This window comes from Micromonospora sp. U21 (genome assembly GCF_018070045.1).
Taxonomy (GTDB): Bacteria; Actinomycetota; Actinomycetes; order Mycobacteriales; family Micromonosporaceae; genus Micromonospora.
In genome coordinates this window covers 1-16870 of record NZ_JAGPYK010000036.1, presented here as the reverse complement: position 1 = coordinate 16870, position 16870 = coordinate 1, and the positions used below count along the sequence as shown (strand labels likewise).

15 protein-coding genes are annotated in these 16870 nt (G+C 70.7%); 10 read left to right on the top strand and 5 right to left on the bottom strand.

Translation table 11 applies throughout. The features are described 5' to 3' along the window. Positions 1–43: 43 nt before the first annotated feature. Positions 44–2095: a hypothetical protein gene (locus KBX63_RS30135; protein ID WP_210917117.1), complete on the bottom strand. Its 2052-nt coding sequence runs from the start codon at positions 2093–2095 to the stop codon at positions 44–46. Positions 2096–2588: 493 nt separating this feature from the next. On the opposite strand from KBX63_RS30135, the gene KBX63_RS30130 reads away from it, so the two are divergent. Further along, complete coding sequence (locus KBX63_RS30130; protein WP_210917115.1) at positions 2589–4523, top strand: PQQ-like beta-propeller repeat protein; 1935 nt, start codon at positions 2589–2591, stop codon at positions 4521–4523. On the opposite strand, the gene KBX63_RS30125 is transcribed toward KBX63_RS30130, so the two are convergent. Both KBX63_RS30125 and KBX63_RS30120 read right to left on the bottom strand, forming a co-directional pair. Further along, positions 4458–5330, bottom strand: coding sequence for an MFS transporter (locus KBX63_RS30125; protein ID WP_210917114.1), 873 nt, complete (start codon positions 5328–5330; stop codon positions 4458–4460). The genes KBX63_RS30130 and KBX63_RS30125 overlap by 66 nt on opposite strands. A gap of 33 nt (positions 5331–5363) precedes the next feature. Next, on the bottom strand, positions 5364–6152 hold the full coding sequence (locus KBX63_RS30120) for an SDR family NAD(P)-dependent oxidoreductase (RefSeq protein WP_210917113.1): 789 nt from the start codon (positions 6150–6152) through the stop codon (positions 5364–5366). 56 nt (positions 6153–6208) lie between these two features. Here KBX63_RS30120 and KBX63_RS30115 point away from each other — a divergent pair, with 56 nt between their 5' ends. Continuing rightward, positions 6209–7219, top strand: coding sequence for a helix-turn-helix transcriptional regulator (locus KBX63_RS30115; protein WP_210917112.1), 1011 nt, complete (start codon positions 6209–6211; stop codon positions 7217–7219). A 54-nt stretch (positions 7220–7273) separates the two neighbouring features. Here the strand turns inward: KBX63_RS30115 and KBX63_RS30110 are convergent, their stop codons facing one another. Continuing rightward, on the bottom strand, positions 7274–8038 hold the full coding sequence (locus tag KBX63_RS30110; RefSeq protein ID WP_307871889.1) for a FadR/GntR family transcriptional regulator: 765 nt from the start codon (positions 8036–8038) through the stop codon (positions 7274–7276). 187 nt (positions 8039–8225) lie between these two features. On the opposite strand from KBX63_RS30110, the gene KBX63_RS30105 reads away from it, so the two are divergent. From KBX63_RS30105 to KBX63_RS30070, 8 genes are all read left to right on the top strand, one after another. Then, a complete protein-coding gene (locus KBX63_RS30105; RefSeq protein ID WP_247663658.1) occupies positions 8226–9467 on the top strand; it encodes a sugar ABC transporter substrate-binding protein in 1242 nt (413 codons plus the stop codon). Positions 9468–9537: 70 nt separating this feature from the next. After that, positions 9538–10485, top strand: a complete 948-nt coding sequence (locus KBX63_RS30100; protein ID WP_210917107.1) for a carbohydrate ABC transporter permease — start codon at positions 9538–9540, stop codon at positions 10483–10485. Further along, complete coding sequence (locus KBX63_RS30095) at positions 10482–11297, top strand: carbohydrate ABC transporter permease (protein WP_210917105.1); 816 nt, start codon at positions 10482–10484, stop codon at positions 11295–11297. The genes KBX63_RS30100 and KBX63_RS30095 overlap by 4 nt, the downstream gene beginning before the upstream one ends. Positions 11298–11304: 7 nt before the next feature. Next, positions 11305–12453: a galactonate dehydratase gene (gene dgoD, locus KBX63_RS30090; RefSeq protein WP_074311477.1), complete on the top strand. Its 1149-nt coding sequence runs from the start codon at positions 11305–11307 to the stop codon at positions 12451–12453. 2 nt (positions 12454–12455) lie between these two features. Then, positions 12456–13094 (top strand): bifunctional 4-hydroxy-2-oxoglutarate aldolase/2-dehydro-3-deoxy-phosphogluconate aldolase, encoded by a 639-nt coding sequence (locus tag KBX63_RS30085; RefSeq protein ID WP_247663657.1) that lies wholly within the window; start codon positions 12456–12458, stop codon positions 13092–13094. Continuing rightward, complete coding sequence (locus tag KBX63_RS30080; RefSeq protein ID WP_210917099.1) at positions 13091–14044, top strand: sugar kinase; 954 nt, start codon at positions 13091–13093, stop codon at positions 14042–14044. Before KBX63_RS30085 ends, KBX63_RS30080 begins: the two co-directional genes overlap by 4 nt. A 34-nt stretch (positions 14045–14078) precedes the next feature. Beyond that, on the top strand, positions 14079–15308 hold the full coding sequence (manD, locus tag KBX63_RS30075; protein ID WP_210917097.1) for a D-mannonate dehydratase ManD: 1230 nt from the start codon (positions 14079–14081) through the stop codon (positions 15306–15308). Then, a complete protein-coding gene (locus tag KBX63_RS30070) occupies positions 15298–15873 on the top strand; it encodes a gluconokinase (RefSeq protein ID WP_210917094.1) in 576 nt (191 codons plus the stop codon). Before manD ends, KBX63_RS30070 begins: the two co-directional genes overlap by 11 nt. Positions 15874–15931: 58 nt before the next feature. Here KBX63_RS30070 and KBX63_RS30065 read toward each other — a convergent pair whose 3' ends face one another. Beyond that, positions 15932–16675 (bottom strand): GAF and ANTAR domain-containing protein, encoded by a 744-nt coding sequence (locus KBX63_RS30065; protein ID WP_210917092.1) that lies wholly within the window; start codon positions 16673–16675, stop codon positions 15932–15934. Positions 16676–16870: the final 195 nt, after the last annotated feature.

Here is a 16870-nt window from a genome sequence, read left to right as displayed (position 1 = left end):
CCGGGCGGTCGGCGCTGGCCTCCGCTGCCGGCCCGGGCGGCGGTCAGCCGGTCACGGTGACCCGGTGCAGGTGCTCGCCGTCGCCGAGGAAGAGCCGGCCGTCCGGGTGCACGGCGAGGAACTCCGCCTGCTGCTCCAGCAGCTGCCGGGTGGCCCCGGTGGCCAGGTCCACCTGCACGACCTGCTGGCCGCGCACCAGCGCGTACAACAGGTGACGCGGGGCGTCGTAGCCGATCTTGCCACGGCTGTCGGCGACACCCGGGGCGAGCTGGAGGCGCTGGACGACCGAGCGGGTGGCCAGGTCGACGGCGAAGAGCTGGCCGCCGGCCAGGCCCCAGAGCAGCCCGGTGCGGTCCACCGCCAGCGCGGGGATCGCCGTCGCGCCCGGCACCGGAACGAACTCGAACGTCTTGGCGTCGCCGGCGACGTCCCAGCCGAACAGCATCGCCTCGGTCTGGATGGGCGGGGGCACGCTGTACCCACCGGAGATGGAGGTGCCGCCGACGAGCAGGCCGTTGACATGGACGAGGCTGACGATCGACTGGTCGGTGACCACCGGCCCGTGCACGCGCGACGCGCCGGTGACCTTGTCCACAATGGCCAGCACGCCGCCGAGGGTGGTGTTGGGCATGGTGCCGTACGCGACCTTGTCGCCGGCGTCGGTCAGCGCCCGGGCCCGCACCTGGTCGGCGGTTTTCAGGTCGAGCAGCTTCGCCGGGTTGTCGGCGCTGCCGGGCGGGCCGGGCGAATACTCGGGGCTGTGCCATGGCGCGGCCGGGTCGTACCGGTACAGCCGGGAGTCCGGGTACGCCCCGAGCCAGACCCGGTTGCCGGAATCCAGCACGCTCTCCACCTGGGCGAACCGCTGGAAGGTCGACACGCCCGTGTCCGGGTCCACCCGGGCCAGGCCGCCGTTGAGGTAGCCACCGACCCAGACGGTGCCGGTCGGGCCGACGTGCAGCGCCGCGATCGGGATCGGCGCGCCGGGCACGTCGGTCGGCACCACGTCGGCCCGCCCGGTGAGCGGGTTCCAGCGGAACATGTCGCCGCGCCAGAGCAGCCCGACGAGCGTGCGACCCGGCCAGTCACGGTCGCGGAGGTTCACCCAGCCGATGCCCCGGTTGTTGACCACCCGGCCGGGGAAGACCAGCGGGGTGTCGGTGAACGTCCGCTTGCCCGGGTGGTAGCCGGTGAGCCGCCCGGCGCGGGTGAGGTAGACCAGGCCGCCGGGGCCGGGTGCGGAGACGTCCAGGCCGGCGACGTCGTCGATCAGGTCGGTCCACCGCCGTGCGGCGACGTCGTACACGCCGAGCCGGCCTATGGTGGCCGAGCCGAACCGCGCGTACACGCGGCCGTCGTGGGCGTTGAGGTCGTACACCGTCTGGCCGATGCCGGCGCCGAGGCCGTCGGGCAGCGGCAGTTCGCGCCGCTCGCCGGTGGCCTTGTCGATTTCGAACAGGTGGGCGTCCGGCTGGGTGCCGGCGTAGATCTTGTCGGCGGTGACAGCGAGGCTCCGGACGTACTGGGCGCCGGGAAGCACCTGGCCGTAGTCGCGGGTCGTCCCGGTGGCCGGGTCACGGGCGAAGACCCGCGCGCCGGGAAAGGTGCCGCCGAAGACGACTCCGGCGTAGTCCACGGCGATCCGCCAGATGTACGTCTCGGACGGCAGTGGACGGCCGAGGTTTTCGACCGGGCTGTCCGGGCCGGGCCGGCGGCGGTACAGGTCCCCGGTGTTGTACGCGCCGACGTAGACGGTGCCGTCGGGTGCGGCGGCCACCGCGTACGAGCCGGGGGCGCCGGTGAGGTCCTGGGCGGAGACGGTCCGGCCGGTGGCCGGGTCGATCGCGGCCAGCCGGGCGGGCTCCCCGGACACCGCGGACCAGAGCACCGGCTTTCCGGTCGGGCCGGGGGCGACGGTGCCACCGATGAGCAGCACGTCGCGCAGCGGGATGCCGAAGGGGTCGACGGCCACCCCGGCGGCGGAGTCGGCGGTGGAGACGTCTGCGATCGCGGGGTTCGCGGTCCGGGCGATGGCCAGGGCCGGCGCGGCGGTGAGGGCGACGGCGGAGCGGAGCAACGTGCGGCGGTTCGTCATGAGCGCCTGCCTCTCTTCCAGCGACCGCCGGGGAGCCGGCGGCCGAGCCGAGACGGTCAGTACCGGAATCTGGATGAGGCCCCGCGGGCGGTCCCCCGGGGTGTCGGTGAGCTGTTGCTGGTGTGACCCTTCGCAACCCATATCGGGCGGGGCCGCAATGACCTTAGGCCCTACTCTCCACCGACGTCAACGGCCCGAGCCCCCCCGCCGGTAGCTACGGATCGCATTGGGTCTGGCCCTCGAACTCATCAATCAATTCCCCATTGACCATGTCCCGACGGCCGACTGCCGTACTAGACTCTGTGCAATTCCGGTCCCGGCCGAAAGGCAGCGCCCATGGTCGCTCGTCGCCATCTCCTGCCGGCCGCCGCACTCACCGGCGGAGCGGCACTCCTCCCGTCGGCCCCTGCCCGCGCCCGGGCCGCCGCCGAACCCGAAGGCACGCTCACCGATCGCCGCTCGCTGACATCTCTCTCCGAAGAGGACCATGCGCATGACGCGTCTCAACCGACGTAACGTGATCCAACTCGCGGCACTGTCCGCGCTGGGCGGCAGCGTGCTCGGCGAACTGCCGGCCGCGGCCAACGGCCCGCGTCAGCCGGGGCAGTTCGGCCCGGCGTCGCTGAGCGCGGCCATCGTGGGCATGGCCGTGGACGGCACCGCCGGGTACTTCGTCACCCGTGGGCAGACGCCGCCGAAGGTGGTCACGTACGACATCGTCTCTCGCGCCGTGACCGACGTGGTCCCGCTGGAACGGGGCGACGGCGGGTGGGCCTGCACCGTCTCCGGCGGCAAGGTCTACATCGGCACGTACTCGTTCGGCGACATCGTCGAGTACGACCCGGCAACCCGGACCGCCCGGCTCCTCGGCACCATCGGCCCGTCCGGCACGATCGTGTTCGCCGCCACCACCGCACCGGACGGCGTCGTCTACTTCGGCACCTATCCCCGTGGCGAGGTCTGGTCCCTGCAACCGGCGACCGGAGCGCTGACCAACCTCGGGCGCGCCTTCCCCGGATCCCAGTACGCCCGGCTGCTCGCCGCGGACGAGAATTACGTGTACGCGGGCACGATCCCCTCCCACATCATCCGGATCGACCGCAGCACCGGGGCGAAGCTCGACATCATGCCCGCCGGCACCCCACTCGACGCGGGGCTCGGTGCACTGGCCACGGGCGGCGGCCGGGTCTACGCCGCGTCCGCCTTCGGGGTCCACGACATCGCCCGAGACGGCTCCGGCCACGTCGAGGTGCCCGCCGACGAGGAGTACCTGGTCGACTCGCTGACCGTCACCGGAGACGGTGGGCTGCTCGCCCTCGGACGGCTGACCGGATCGATCCTCCGCCGGGAGGGCGACCGGTTGGTCAAGATCGCGCAGAGCCCGGAAGGCGACGAGGGACGTGGCGTGGCGCTGCTCCCCGACGGCACCGTCTTCGCCGCCAACGGCAGTGGCCGGGTGTCCATCCTCATGCCCGGACAGAACACGGTGGAGCAGGACGACCTGACCGACGACCCGCGGGCGGCCGGCCCCGAACTCCTCCAGTCGATGTGCGCCGCGCCCGACGGCGCGGTCTACGTCGGCGGGCACTTCGCGATCACCGTGCACGAACCCGCCCGCGGCATCAGCCGCCGGTATCCCGTCGGGGGCGAGGCGAAGGACATCGTCGCGTGGCGGAACCGGATGATCAGCGCCCTGTACCCGAGCAGCGAGATCATCGACCTGGACCCTCGGACCGGTCGGGTCCGCAGCTTCGGCAGGATCGGCAACAACCAGCAGCGGCCCTGGGACGTCGTGCACCACAAGCCGTCCGGCCTCGTCCTGATCGCGTCGGCCCCGCGCTACGGCAGCTTGCAGGGCGCCCTCACGCTCCTGGACCCGGCGACCGGGAAGATGGACGTACGCCTCGACATCCTGCCGAACCAGGCGCTGAACGCCATCGCGTTGGACGGGGATCTGGCCTACATCGCCGGGGACACCTGGGGCGGCAACGGCATGCCGCCCACCGAGCCCACCTCCCAGGTGGCGGTGTTCGACATCAACCGCCGCGAGGTGGTCGACCGCTTCGCGCCACTGCCCGGCCAGCCCAGCATGCAACACGTCGAGGTGCTCAACGGGGTGCTCTACGCGCTCTACAAGCGCACGAGCGGCACCTGGCTCGCGTACGACCTCACCACCGGCACCGTGCTGCGGTCCGGCAAGCTCAGCGGCTACGGGGAGGTCGCCGCCCACCGCGGCCGGGTCTACGCCGGGGCGAACTTCGGCGACAACATCTACGAGCTGGGACCCGGGCTGGAGTCGGCGGTGCCGCTACATACCGGCATCGGCACCAACTGGTACACCGTTCCTCGCATCGAGCCGGTCCTAGGAGCCCGGGAGGCGTGGACGGCGGTGGACCGGAACCTGGCTCTGATCGAACTGCCCACCTGACGGGTCGTACTGCGTGGGGTCGGCCACGTACGACTTCACCTTCTGCACGACCAGTTGGATCGGCATGGCCGCCGCCGCGACCGCCGGTGCGCCCAGGCCGTACGTCGGGCCGGTCAGGAGCAGTGCCACGCCCGTCCTGGCCGCCGAGAAACCGGCGAATATCGTCGCCTGATAGAAGCAGGAACCGCGCAGGTCCGGCTCGGTACGCAGCAAGCGCAGCGGTTCGGCCAGCAGCCTCGGATAACGGTGCCCGGACGGCGGAGGCGTGGTCTTCAGTACGCGGGCCATCACCACGGCGACGAACAGCACGACCGCCGCGGCTACCAGGTAGGGACCGCGCCAGCCCAGCCAGTCACCGACGGTCCCTGCGACAGTGCGGGACAGCAGCATGCCGGCGATCGAGCCGCTCAGCAACGTCCCGCTGACCGCTCCACGCTGGTCGTCGGCTACGAGGCCGGCCGCCATCGGGCCAACGATCGGCGCCACCACGGTCGTGACGCCGACGAGGGCGCTCGTGCCGATGAGCGACGGCAGCGAGGGAGCGAGGCCCGCGGCGAGCAGTCCCAACCCGGCGAGAGCGAGCAGCGTGACGATCAGTGGCCCGTGCGCGAGTCGATCGCCCAGCGGCACCAGCAGGAAGATCCCGGCAGCGTAGCCGAACTGCGTCGCGGTGACGACCAGTGCGGCCGAGTCGAGGCTGACGTGCAGGCCGGCCGCGACCAACGGACTGAGCGTCTGCGGGAAGTAGATGTTGCCGACGGCCACCCCGCACGTGAGGGCCAGCAGCAGGACCACCCGGCGGCTCATGCGGCACCCGCCTCCTGGAAATCGTCGGGCACGTCAGTCCACCGCTCCGCCGACCACGTAGATGACCTGGCCGTTGACGAACCCCGCCTCGGGGTTCACGAGGAACGACGCGGTATACGCGATGTCCTCCGGCTGGCCGACCCGGCGGACCGGGATGGACTGCGCCACGATCCGCTGATGCTCTTGGAAGCTGCGACCGCGCCGCCGGGCCGCGACCCTGGTCATGTCACTGACGACGAAGCCCGGGGCGATGGCGTTGGCGGTCACGCCGTGCGGCCCGAGCTGGCGGGCGAGCGACTTGGTGAAGCCGATCAGGCCAGCCTTCGCGCTGGTGTAGTCGACGCGGCCGGCATCGCCGGGCGCGGAGATGCTCGACATGCTGACGATCCGTCCCCAGCCGGTCGCCGTCATGTAGGGGGTCACAGCCCGGGTGAGGAAGAAGGCGCCCCGCAGACTGACTCCCGTGACCGCGTCCCACTGCTCAGTGCTCGTCTCCTCGACGCCGACGTTGGGGCCGCCGATGCCAGCGTTGTTGATCAGCACCGTTGGTGATCCCAACTCTGCGGCGATCCGGGTGACGGCAGTGGCCACGGCGTTCTCGTCATCGACGTCGGCGGCGAAGGCAGCCGCTGTTCCGCCGTCGGCGGTGATGGCTCCGACGGTGCCGGCGCAGTCTTCCTCGCTCAGGTCGATCACCCCGACCGCGAGGCCGTCCCGCGCCAGGCGCCGGGCCACCGCCGCTCCGATTCCTCGCGCCGCGCCCGTGACGATCGCCGTACGCCCTCGGTTGGCCTGATCTGCCGTGTTGATCTGATGTGTCATGCCGGAGAGTCCATGGCACGGGCCGTCGGCCGCCAAGCGATGTAGCATATTGCTTAATGATCAGCTTTGTACTCGGCGTCGAGGACCTCGCGGACACCCGATTCGGAATCTCACCGATCCACGAGACCGTGCTGAGTTTCCGGGTACTGCGCGAGCCCGGCCTCTACGCGCTGCACCTACCGTGGCGAAGATCGGTTCTGGGCAGGCTCGACGCCCTCGACGCTGAGCTGTTGACGGCCCTGGTCGGGCCGGACCGCGCCCTTCCGGATTTCCTGACGCCGCGGCCGACGAGGTTCGCCGCGACATTCGAGGAAGAGCTGACCATCGTACGCCGGACGCCTCCGGGCATCGTCCGCCGCGACGTGTTGGCCGCGTACCCGCGTGGCCGGCTTCCCGACGTCCTGCGGGAGATCGCCGCAGACGACGACGCTCCTGCCCTCGCGCTTCGCGATGCCGTCTGTGCTGCTCTGCAGCGCTACTGGGACGTAGCGATCAAGCCGACCTGGCCACAGATGCGACTCGTACTCGAAGCCGACATGACCTACCGCGCCCGGCAGCTGGCCCTAGGCGGCGCGCGCCTGCTCTTCGCCGACATGCACCCGAACCTGCGGTGGCACGACGGCGTGCTGCACATCGACAAGATGATCGGCAGGCACCGGGTCGTGGTGTCCGGCCGAGGACTGCTGCTGCTGCCATCGGTGTTCGCCCACAAGCCCGCCCCGCCGGTCAGTCCGGAGGAACCGCCACTGCTGGCATACCCCTGCCGTGGCGTAGCGACGCTGTGGGCCCCGACGCCGACCGCCGACGGGGCCGCCCTCACGTCGCTTCTCGGCGCGCCCAGAACTCGACTGCTGGGCCTCCTCGACGAGCCGCTGCCGACGGTGGAGATCGCTCGCCGGCTCACCGTGACGCCCAGCGCCGTTTCACAGCACCTGCGGGTGCTGCACGCGACAGGCCTGGTCAGCCGCGCGCGCGACGGACGGCACGTGCTGTACCGCCGCAGCCCGCTCGGGGATCAGCTCGTGGCCCCCGCGTCGCAGTCGGTGTCCGCGGCCGAGGTCGGCTGAAGCCACCGATCTGACCCGGCGAGGCCGATCGCGTCGGTTTCGGTTGAACGCCGCTCAGCCCCGGCCTGGTTCGCCGGTCTGCTCCCACATCGACTTCATCTCGCCGAACGCCTGCTCCATGATCTGCACCATGGCGGCGCGGGCGCGGTCGCCGTCTCGGCGCTGGATCGCCTGCGCCACGTCGGCGTGCAGTTGAAGCGCCTGCTCGTGCGGGTAGTGCGGCATCAGGTCGTAGTGGTGGCGGCCGGTGAGCACCTCCGCCACCAGGTCCTGCAGCTTGACGAACATCTCGTTGCCCGAGGCGGCCAGCACCCGCCGGTGGAACTCGATGTCGAGGTCGAGGAAGCGCTCCTCGTCCCCGGCCTTGCCGGCGGCCCACATCTTGGCCGCCAGCCCGACGAGGTCGCTCGCCTCGTCGTGGTCGACCCGGCGAGCGGCCAGCCAGGCGGCGTGCGGCTCGACGGCCGTCCGTAGTTCGGTGATCGAGCGCATCTGCGCCATCCGACCGTCCGAGGCCAGTCGCCAACGGATCACCTGCGGGTCGAAGACGTTCCAGTCGCGTGTCGGTCGGATCATCACCCCGACCCGGCGGCGGGTCTCGATGAACCCCATGGCGGCGAGCACCCGCAGGACCTCGCGGACGACCGAGCGGGACACGCCGTACCGGTCGACCAGCTCGTCGATGTTGAGGACGGAGCCGGGCGTCAGCTGGCCGCCGCAGATGGCGGTGCCGAGGTGGTCGAGAACTTGTGCGTGCAGCCCGGCCTCGGCAGGGGCCTTCTTCTGGATGGCTGCAACCCCTGATGAGGACCGGTCCACGCGTTGGAGCATATCAGTTGGAGATCACCCCTTGAATAAATCCGCTTTATCGGCCTAGCATCCGGACGTTAAGCGGACGTTAACAGCGAGGTCGCGCTCCACCCCTGAAGCGGCGACCACGACAGAAGGAGAGATGGACGTGCGGCGTCGATCGATATTGGGAACTTCTCTGGCCGTGGTTGCCGCCATGGGCCTGTCGGCGTGCGGCGGCGGCGGGGACGACAGCGCCTCGTCGAAGACCGTGCGGGTGACCCTGGCCAACCACGTGTGGACGGAGAACATCAAGCAGGCCCTGCCCGAGTTCGAGAAGCAGACCGGCCTGAAGGTCGAGATCACGCAACTCGGCGAGGACCAGCTCTCCGACCAGTACAACGTCAAGCTGAACGCCGGCTCCAGCGACATCGACGTGATGATGTATCGGCCCCTGCAGGAGGGGAAGCTGTTCGCCAAGAACAAGTACCTCGCCGACCTGTCCGACGAGGTGAAGTCCAACAAGGACTGGGACGTCAGCGACTTCCAGGCCGGCCCGGTGGAGGCCACCTCGTACGAGGGCAAGGCGGTCGGTGTCCCGATCATCACCGAGCAGGAGGTCCTCTACTACCGCAAGGACCTGCTGGGCAAGGCCGGTCTGACCGCCCCACCGAAGACCCTCGACGAGCTCAAGGCCGCCGCCGCCAAGATCAAGGCCGCCGACCCGAGCGTCGCGGGCTTCGTGGCGCGTACCGGCAAGTCGCCGGCGGTCACCCAGTTCTCCAGCTTCCTCTACAGCTTCGGCGGTGACTTCGTCGACAGCAGCGGCAAGGCCGCCGTCAACAGCGAGCAGGCCAAGCAGGCGTACGCCTACTACGGCGGGCTCCTCAAGGACCACGGCCCGGCGAACGTCAGCACCGACATGAGCTGGCCCGAGGCGATGGCCATCTTCACCCAGGGCAAGGCGGCGTTCTACACCGAGGCCAACTCGCTCTACAAGAACGCCACCGACCCGGCCAAGTCGAAGGTCTCCGAGACTGTCGGCTTCGCGCCCTTCCCGGCCGGTCCCGCCGGTTCGAAGCCCTACAACATCCCCTCCTGGGCGCTGGGCATCAACGACAACTCCGAGAACCAGAGCAACGCCTGGAAGTTCGTCGAGTGGGCGACCAGCAAGGAGCAGACGCTCGCGCAGCAGAAGTCCGGCGTGCCGGGCGCGCGTACCTCGGTCTGGGCCAACCCGGAGGGCACCGCCACGTACCCGAAGGACCTCGTCGAGGCCATCGCGGCCAGCACCAAGGACGGCGTGGGTCACGACCGCCCGCTGGTCAACAAGGTCGCCCAGGCCCGGGAGATCGTCGGCCAGCCGATCGTCGACGCCATCGCCGGCAAGGACGCGGCGGCGGCGGCCGACACCGCCAACGAGGCGTTCCAGAAGTTCCTGGACGACGAGGCCAAGTAAGCCTGGCGCGGGGGTGGCGGAACCGTCCGGCTCCGCCACCCCCGCCCGGTCCGCCCACCCCGGAGATCTCATGGCAGCAGTGACCACCCCCACCCGATCGCCCCGCAGAGCCTCGGAGACGCCGGACACGCCGGCGTGGGCACGCTGGGCCAACGACCATCGCAAGTGGCTCTTCGCGGCGCCGGCCATGATCTTCGTCGCCGCGCTGATCGTCTTTCCGCTGGCCTGGACCGGATACCTCAGCCTCACCGACGCCGAAGGCTCGGTCCGGGCGGAATCCGAGTTCGTGGGCTTCCAGAACTACGTCGAGGTGCTCTCGGACACCGACCGGTTCTGGCCCGCCGTCGGCCGCACCGCCGCGTTCACCGTGGTCGCGCTGCTGTTCGAGGTCGTCCTCGGCATGGCGATCGCGCTGCTGCTGTGGCGACCGTTCCGGGGTCAGAAATGGGTCCGGGTCGCCATCCTGATGCCGCTGGTCGCCACCCCGGTCGCGGTCGGCATGATGTGGCGGCTCATCTTCGACCCGAACATCGGCCTGGCGAACCAGGTCCTCGGCTGGGTCGGCATCGGACCCCAACCGTGGCTGGCCGGCCAGCACTCGGCGCTGCCCACGACGATCTTCATCGACGTCTGGCAGTGGACGCCGATGGTGGTCCTGATCCTGCTCGCCGGCCTGACCTCGCTCTCCGACGAGCCCCAGGAGGCGGCGCGCATCGACGGCGCCAGCACCTGGCAGCGGTTCCGGCACGTCACCCTGCCGCTGGTGATGCCGACCGTGATCGTCGCGATCCTGCTGCGCGGCATCGACGCGCTGAAGACCTTCGACATCCTCTACGCCACGAAGGGCCGCGGCGGCGGCTCGTTCCACGAGGTCGAGACACTCAACGTGTACGCCTACGGCCTGAGCTTCGACTACAACGAGTACGGCATCTCATCGACGGTTCTCATCATCTTCTTCTTGATCATCATCGGATCGATGTGGGCCCTGACGTCGCGTAGGAAGGAGGCGCAGCGATGAAGTCCCGCCCCGCCTACCGGGCGTTCCGCGTGGTGGCGCTCACCGTCGTGGTGATCGCGCTGCTCGCACCGCTGATCTGGATGGTCGCCGCGTCGTTCAAGACGAACGTCGACATCTACGACACGGGCAAGGCGCTCGTCTTCTCGCCCACCCTGGACAACTACGCGAACGTCCTGGAGCAGGCGAACTACGTCCAGTTCATCGGCAACAGCCTCTGGGTGGCCTTCGCGGCCACCGTGCTCTCCATCGTCCTCGGCGTGCCCGCGGCGTACTCGATGAGCCGCTTCAACATGCGCAAGTCCGCGCTCGTGGTGCTGATGGCGCGGGTCATCCCCGGCGTCTCCCTGCTGGTGCCCTGGTACTACGTCTTCTCGAACCTGAAGATGGTCGGCGGCTTCAGCGTGCTCATCCTGAGCCACATGTTCGTGTCGCTGCCGCTGGTGGTCTACATCATGATGGGCTACTTCGACAGCCTCCCCATCGAACTCGAGGAAGCGGCGCTCGTCGACGGGTTGACCCACATCGGCGCGTTCCGCCGGATCACGCTGCCACTGTCGATACCCGGCGTGGCCACCGCCGGCATCCTGTCCTTCATCTTCTCCTGGAACAACTTCATGTTCGCCCTCGTGCTCTCCGGGGCCGACACCAAGACCCTGCCCGTCGCGATCTTCGACTTCGTCGGCTACGCCAGCATCGACTGGGGTGGCCTCATGGCGGCGGCCAGCGTCGTCACCCTGCCCATCATGCTGATCGCCCTGTTCGTGCAGAAGTACGTCGTCTCCGGCCTCACCGCCGGCGCGACGAAGGGCTGAGGACACCGTGACGACAATCGCTCGGGTCGAGACCTTCCTGGTCGCCCCCCGCTGGCTCTTCGTCCGCGTCGAGACCGAATCCGGGATCGTCGGCTGGGGCGAGGCGACCTGCGAGGGCCGCTCCGAAACCGTCCGCACGGCCGTGGAGCAGCTCAGCGAACTCCTGATTGGCCGGGACGCGCTGCGGATCGAGGACCACTGGCAGACCATGACGAAGGGCTCCTTCTACCGGGGCGGCCCGATCCTGGCCAGCGCCGTGTCCGGCCTGGACCAGGCGCTGTGGGACATCGCCGGCAAGCGGTACGGGGCACCGGTGCACCAGCTGCTCGGCGGCCCGGTCCGGGACCGCATCCGGGTCTACGGCTGGGTCGGCGGCGACGAGCCCAGCGAGGTCCGCGACCACATCGCGGCGCAGGTGGCGGCCGGGCTGACCGCCGTCAAGATGAACGCCTCGGGGCGGATGAGCCCGATCGCGTCGGTCGCCGAGCTGGACGGGGTGGTCCAGCGGGTCGCCGCCGCCCGGGAGGTGCTGGGCGACGAGCGTGACGTCGCCGTCGACTTCCACGGCCGGTTCACCCTCGCCAACGCCCGCCGCGTCGCCCCGCTGCTCGAGCCGTATCGGCCGCTCTTTCTCGAAGAGCCGGTCGTACCGGAGAACTCCCACCTCATCGGCGACTTCGTGCGGTCCACGACCACGCCCGTGTCGACCGGAGAGCGGCTCTACAGCCGGCAGGAGTTCCTGCCCGTCTTCCAGGCCGGCATCGCGGTCGCCCAGCCGGACCTCTCGCACGCCGGCGGGATCTCCGAGGTACGCCGGATCGCCGCGCTCGCCGAGGTCTACGACGTGCAGCTCGCCCCGCACTGCCCGCTCGGGCCGATCGCCCTCGCGGCGTGCCTGCAGATCGGTTTCGCCACACCCAACTACCTGATCCAGGAACAGAGCATCGGCATCCACTACAACCTCGGCGCCGAGGTGCTCGACTACGTCGTGGAGACCACGCCGCTGCTCTTCGTCGACGGGCACATCGAGCGGCTCACCGCGCCGGGGCTCGGCATCGAGATCGACGAGCAGGCGGTACGGGCGGCGGACAAGCGCGGGCACGTGTGGCGCAGCCCCACCTTCCGGCACCCCGACGGCTCCTACGCGGAATGGTGAGCATGACCCTCGACCTGACCGGCGAACTCGCCGCGGCCCGCGTACTGGGGATCATCCGCGGCACCGACACGGCCGCCGCGATCGCCACCGGCGTGGCGCTGCTCCAGGAGGGCGTACGCATCGTCGAGGTGGCCCTGACCACGCCGGGAGCGTTGCGCGCCATCGAGGCCATCCGGACGGCCGCGCCCGTCGGGGCCGTGATCGGCGCGGGAACGGTGCTCACCGCCGCCGACGTCGCCGACGTGGCCGCCGCCGGAGCGCACTTCGTCGTCACCCCGGCCGTCGTCGAGTCGATCCCCGAGGCCGTTCGCCGCGGGCTACCGGTCGCGGCCGGCGCGCTCACCCCGACCGAGGCGTACACCGCGGTCCGGATGGGGGCGTCCGCGGTGAAGCTCTTCCCCGCCTCGGTCGGCGGCCCGGCGTACCTCAGGGCGCTGCGCGACCCGTTCCCGGAGCTTCCCCTCGTCGCGGTCGGCGGGGTGGGCCTGGCCGAGATGCCCGCCTACCTGGCTGCCGGGGCCATCGCCGTCGGCGTCGGCGGCCCGCTGGTGGGCGATGCCGCGTCCGGCGGCGACCTCGACGCGCTGCGGGTCCGGGCGCGCGCCTACCTGGCGGCGGCGACCGGCCGGACGGCCTCATGACCGCAGTCGACCTGCTCACCTTCGGCGAGTCACTGGTGTCGCTGCGGGCGGCGGGACCGCTGGCAGCCGGGGGCGCCCTGACCATGCACCTGGCCGGCGCGGAGTCGAACGTCGCGATCGGTCTGGCCCGGCTCGGCCACCGGGCCGCCTGGGTCGGTCGGGTCAGCGACGACGAGCTGGGCGAGTACGTGCTGCGGCAACTGCGCGCCGAAGGCGTACGCGTCGACGGCGTGACCACCGACCCCGCCCGGCCCGCAGGGCTGATGTTTCTGGAACGGCGCACCGCCGACGTGACCCGGGTGCGGTACCACCGGGCCGGCTCGGCCGGGTCCGCCCTGAGCGTCGACGACGTGCGCACACCGATCGCCGAGGGCGCCCGGGTGCTGCATCTGACCGGGATCACCGCGGCGCTGTCCGGCACCGCACGCGAGGCCACCACCTGGGCGGCCGAGGCCGCGTCCCGGTCCGGGACGCTGGTCTGCCTCGACGTCAACTACCGCGCCCGGCTCTGGACCCGGGAAGCGGCCCGCACGGCGCTCACTCCACTGGCCGCGTACGCCTCGCTGGTCATCGCCTCCGCCGACGAGCTGGACCTCGTCGACGAGCCGGGGGCGGACGAATCCACCGCCGTCGCGCGCCTGCTGGCGCGCGGCGTGCGGACCGTCCTGGTGAAGCTCGGGGCCGACGGCGCCCGGGCCCACACCCGCGAGGGCGTCCGGCACGTCGCGGCGGTGCCGGTGACCGCTGTGGACACGGTCGGGGCCGGTGACGCGTTCAGCGCCGGCTACCTCTCCGGGCATCTCGACGGGCTCGACCTCGACGGCCGCCTGCGCCGGGCGGTCACCGTGGGCGCCTTCGCCGTCGCCGGCCACGGCGACTGGGAGGGCCTGCCGCGCCGTGCCGAACTGTCCCTTCTCGACGGACACGAGACCGGAAGCACCATCCGCTAAACCCGCCCAGCGCGGCACCTGAGAAAGGCACCCCGTGAAGATCGTCGCAGCGGACGTCATCGTCTCCAGCCCGGACCGCAACTTCGTCACCCTGAAGATCACCACCGACGACGGGGTCACCGGCCTGGGCGACGGCACCCTCAACGGGCGGGAACTGTCGGTCGCCTCGTACCTGCGCGACCATGTCGTGCCGCTGTTGATCGGTCGCGATCCGCACCGCATCGAGGACACCTGGCAGTTCCTGTACCGCTCCGCGTACTGGCGGCGCGGCCCGGTGACCATGGCGGCGATCGCGGCCGTGGACGTCGCGCTCTGGGACATCAAGGCCAAGGCCGTCGGCATGCCGCTCTACCAGCTGCTGGGCGGCGCGTCGCGGACCGGCATCATGGCGTACGGCCACGCATCGGGGCGCGATGTCCCGGAACTGTTCGACTCGATCCGCCACCATCTCGAACTCGGGTTCCGATCGATCCGGGTCCAGACGTCCGTGCCGGGCATCAACGCCGTCTACGGGGTCGCCGCGCAGCCCAGCGCCGACGGCAAGCGGTACGACTACGAACCGGCGCAGCGCACGCCGCTGCCGGCCGAGGAGGACTGGGACACCCGTTCCTACATGCGTCACCTGCCCGGCGTCTTCGAGGCGGTACGCAACGAGTTCGGGGCCGAGCTTCCGCTGCTGCACGACGGTCACCACCGGATGACCCCGATCCAGGCCGCCCGGCTCGGCAAGGACCTCGAGCCGTACGACCTGTTCTGGCTCGAGGACTGCACTCCCGCCGAGAACCAGGAGGCCCTGCGCCTGGTCCGCCAGCACACGACCACGCCGCTGGCGATCGGCGAGGTCTTCAACACCGTGTGGGACTACCAGACGCTCATCCGCGAACAGCTGATCGACTACGTCCGGTCCGCCGTCACCCACACCGGCGGCATCACCGCGATGCGCAAGCTGCTCGACTTCGCCGCGCAGTACCAGATCAAGTCCGGCATCCACGGCCCGACCGACATCTCACCGGTCGGCATGGCCGCCGCCCTGCACCTCGACCTGGCCATCCACAACTTCGGCATCCAGGAGTACATGCAGCACGGCGCCCTGACCGACGAGGTGTTCCGGCAGTCCTTCACGTTCGCCGACGGCTACCTCCACCCGGGCGAGCAGCCGGGCCTGGGCGTCGAACTCGACGAGGAGGCCGCCGAGCGGTTCCCGTACGTGCCGGCCTACCTGCCGTTCAACCGGCTCAAGGACGGGACCGTCCATGACTGGTGAGCAGGGTGCCGCCGCCGGGTCCGGCCGCCGGCAGCCGCCCCGGCATGTCGTCGTGATGGGTGTGTCCGGTGCGGGCAAGACGACGGTGGCGCGGGGCATCAGCGACCTCGCCGGGCTGACCTTCGCCGAGGCCGACGAGTTCCACTCCGAGGCCAACGTGGCGAGGATGCGCTCCGGGGTACCCCTCGACGACGCCGCCCGCTGGCCCTGGCTCCGCGCCCTCGCCGACTGGATGGCCACCCGTGACGCCGAGGGCGTGTCGACGGTGCTTGCCTGCTCGGCGTTGAAGCGGTCCTACCGGGACGTGCTCCGGCAGGGACCTCCGAGCGTGGACTTCGTCCACCTGGACGGGACGGCGGAGGTCATCCGGGAGCGGATGGCCCGACGCGCGGGGCACTACATGCCGGCGAGCCTCCTGGACTCTCAGCTGGCCATCCTGGAACGGTTCGAACCGGGCGAGCCGCCGGGTCTGGTGCTCGACGTCTCGCTGCCTCCGGAGCAGCTCGTGTCGGCCGCAGTGGACCGTCTCGGGCTGCGTACCGGGGCCACCGCCGTAGGCGGGTAACCGCGCGCCCACCATGCCACCGGCAGCCCGCGCGTCGCCGCGGGGCGGCCCGTCCGCGTCAGCTCGCGTACTGGCGCAGGATGGCGGTCGCCGTGTCGGTCACACGCGCGCCGGCTTCGGTCGCCTCGACCAGCCGCCGGTAGGCCGACCCAAGAGCGATGTTGTCCCGGTCCATCAGCAGGCCGAGCGCCCGTTGCACGAGATCACGGCTGAGCAGCGCGCCCGCGAGCCCCGCGAGAAACTGCTCGCTACCGGCGTCCATCCGGGGCAGCACCTGGGTCGGTCCGGCGTGATAGCAGGACTGGACCCGCTGGATCAGAAGCCGCATGCTGGCGGCGTCCCGGGCGTAGAGGTTCAGCCCGGCCACCGGGACGCCGCTGCCGGCGAAGAGCGGAACGGACAGCGAGGCCCGGACCCCGTGCCGCCAGGCCACGTCTCGGAAGCCGGGCCAGACCACCGCTCCGCCGATGTCGGGTACGCCGACCGTCTCGCCCGAGCGCAGTGCCAGCAGACAGGGGCCGGCGTCCTCCGCGTACTGGGCCAGGTCGACGGCCTCGGCCTCCTCACTGCTGGAGGCGTGGGTACGGTGGCCCTCCACCGCGAGCATGGTGATCGAGGCGAAGTCGACCGGATCCACCACCTCCGAGCTCAGCCGGACGATCGTGCTCAGCTGGTCCGGCAGTGCCGGAGAATCGTCGGGCAGGCCGGCGAGGCCGAGTAGCGCCTCCCGCAGTTTCTGGGACCGCTGGTCCGGAAGGGCCGGCAACGTCTCATTCTCTTGATCGGCTGGTCCGGTGCTCACGCCCGAGTTCTCCGCACCGCCTGGTTGACAAGGGCTTCGGCCACATCGCGGACCTTACGGTTGGTGTCCTGAGAGGGCATTCGATGACGTCGTGCCCGACTTTTCGGTTTAGTCTGCTGCACTGTTCGCACGATTTGCCTGATCCATGGCGATGCATCCATCGGAGGGGAAGCGGGCGGCGTTCCGTTTCATCGC

Excerpts from the sequence above, each read along its gene's own strand:
- KBX63_RS30135 (WP_210917117.1), bottom strand. The coding sequence starts at position 2,095 with ATGACGAACCGCCGCACGTTGCTCCGCTCCGCCGTCGCCCTCACCGCC.
- KBX63_RS30130 (WP_210917115.1), top strand. The coding sequence starts at position 2,589 with ATGACGCGTCTCAACCGACGTAACGTGATCCAACTCGCGGCACTGTCC.
- KBX63_RS30125 (WP_210917114.1), bottom strand. The coding sequence starts at position 5,330 with ATGAGCCGCCGGGTGGTCCTGCTGCTGGCCCTCACGTGCGGGGTGGCC.
- KBX63_RS30120 (WP_210917113.1), bottom strand. The coding sequence starts at position 6,152 with ATGACACATCAGATCAACACGGCAGATCAGGCCAACCGAGGGCGTACG.
- KBX63_RS30115 (WP_210917112.1), top strand. The coding sequence starts at position 6,209 with ATGATCAGCTTTGTACTCGGCGTCGAGGACCTCGCGGACACCCGATTC.
- KBX63_RS30105 (WP_247663658.1), top strand. The coding sequence starts at position 8,226 with ATGGGCCTGTCGGCGTGCGGCGGCGGCGGGGACGACAGCGCCTCGTCG.
- KBX63_RS30100 (WP_210917107.1), top strand. The coding sequence starts at position 9,538 with ATGGCAGCAGTGACCACCCCCACCCGATCGCCCCGCAGAGCCTCGGAG.
- KBX63_RS30095 (WP_210917105.1), top strand. The coding sequence starts at position 10,482 with ATGAAGTCCCGCCCCGCCTACCGGGCGTTCCGCGTGGTGGCGCTCACC.
- KBX63_RS30085 (WP_247663657.1), top strand. The coding sequence starts at position 12,456 with ATGACCCTCGACCTGACCGGCGAACTCGCCGCGGCCCGCGTACTGGGG.
- KBX63_RS30080 (WP_210917099.1), top strand. The coding sequence starts at position 13,091 with ATGACCGCAGTCGACCTGCTCACCTTCGGCGAGTCACTGGTGTCGCTG.
- KBX63_RS30070 (WP_210917094.1), top strand. The coding sequence starts at position 15,298 with ATGACTGGTGAGCAGGGTGCCGCCGCCGGGTCCGGCCGCCGGCAGCCG.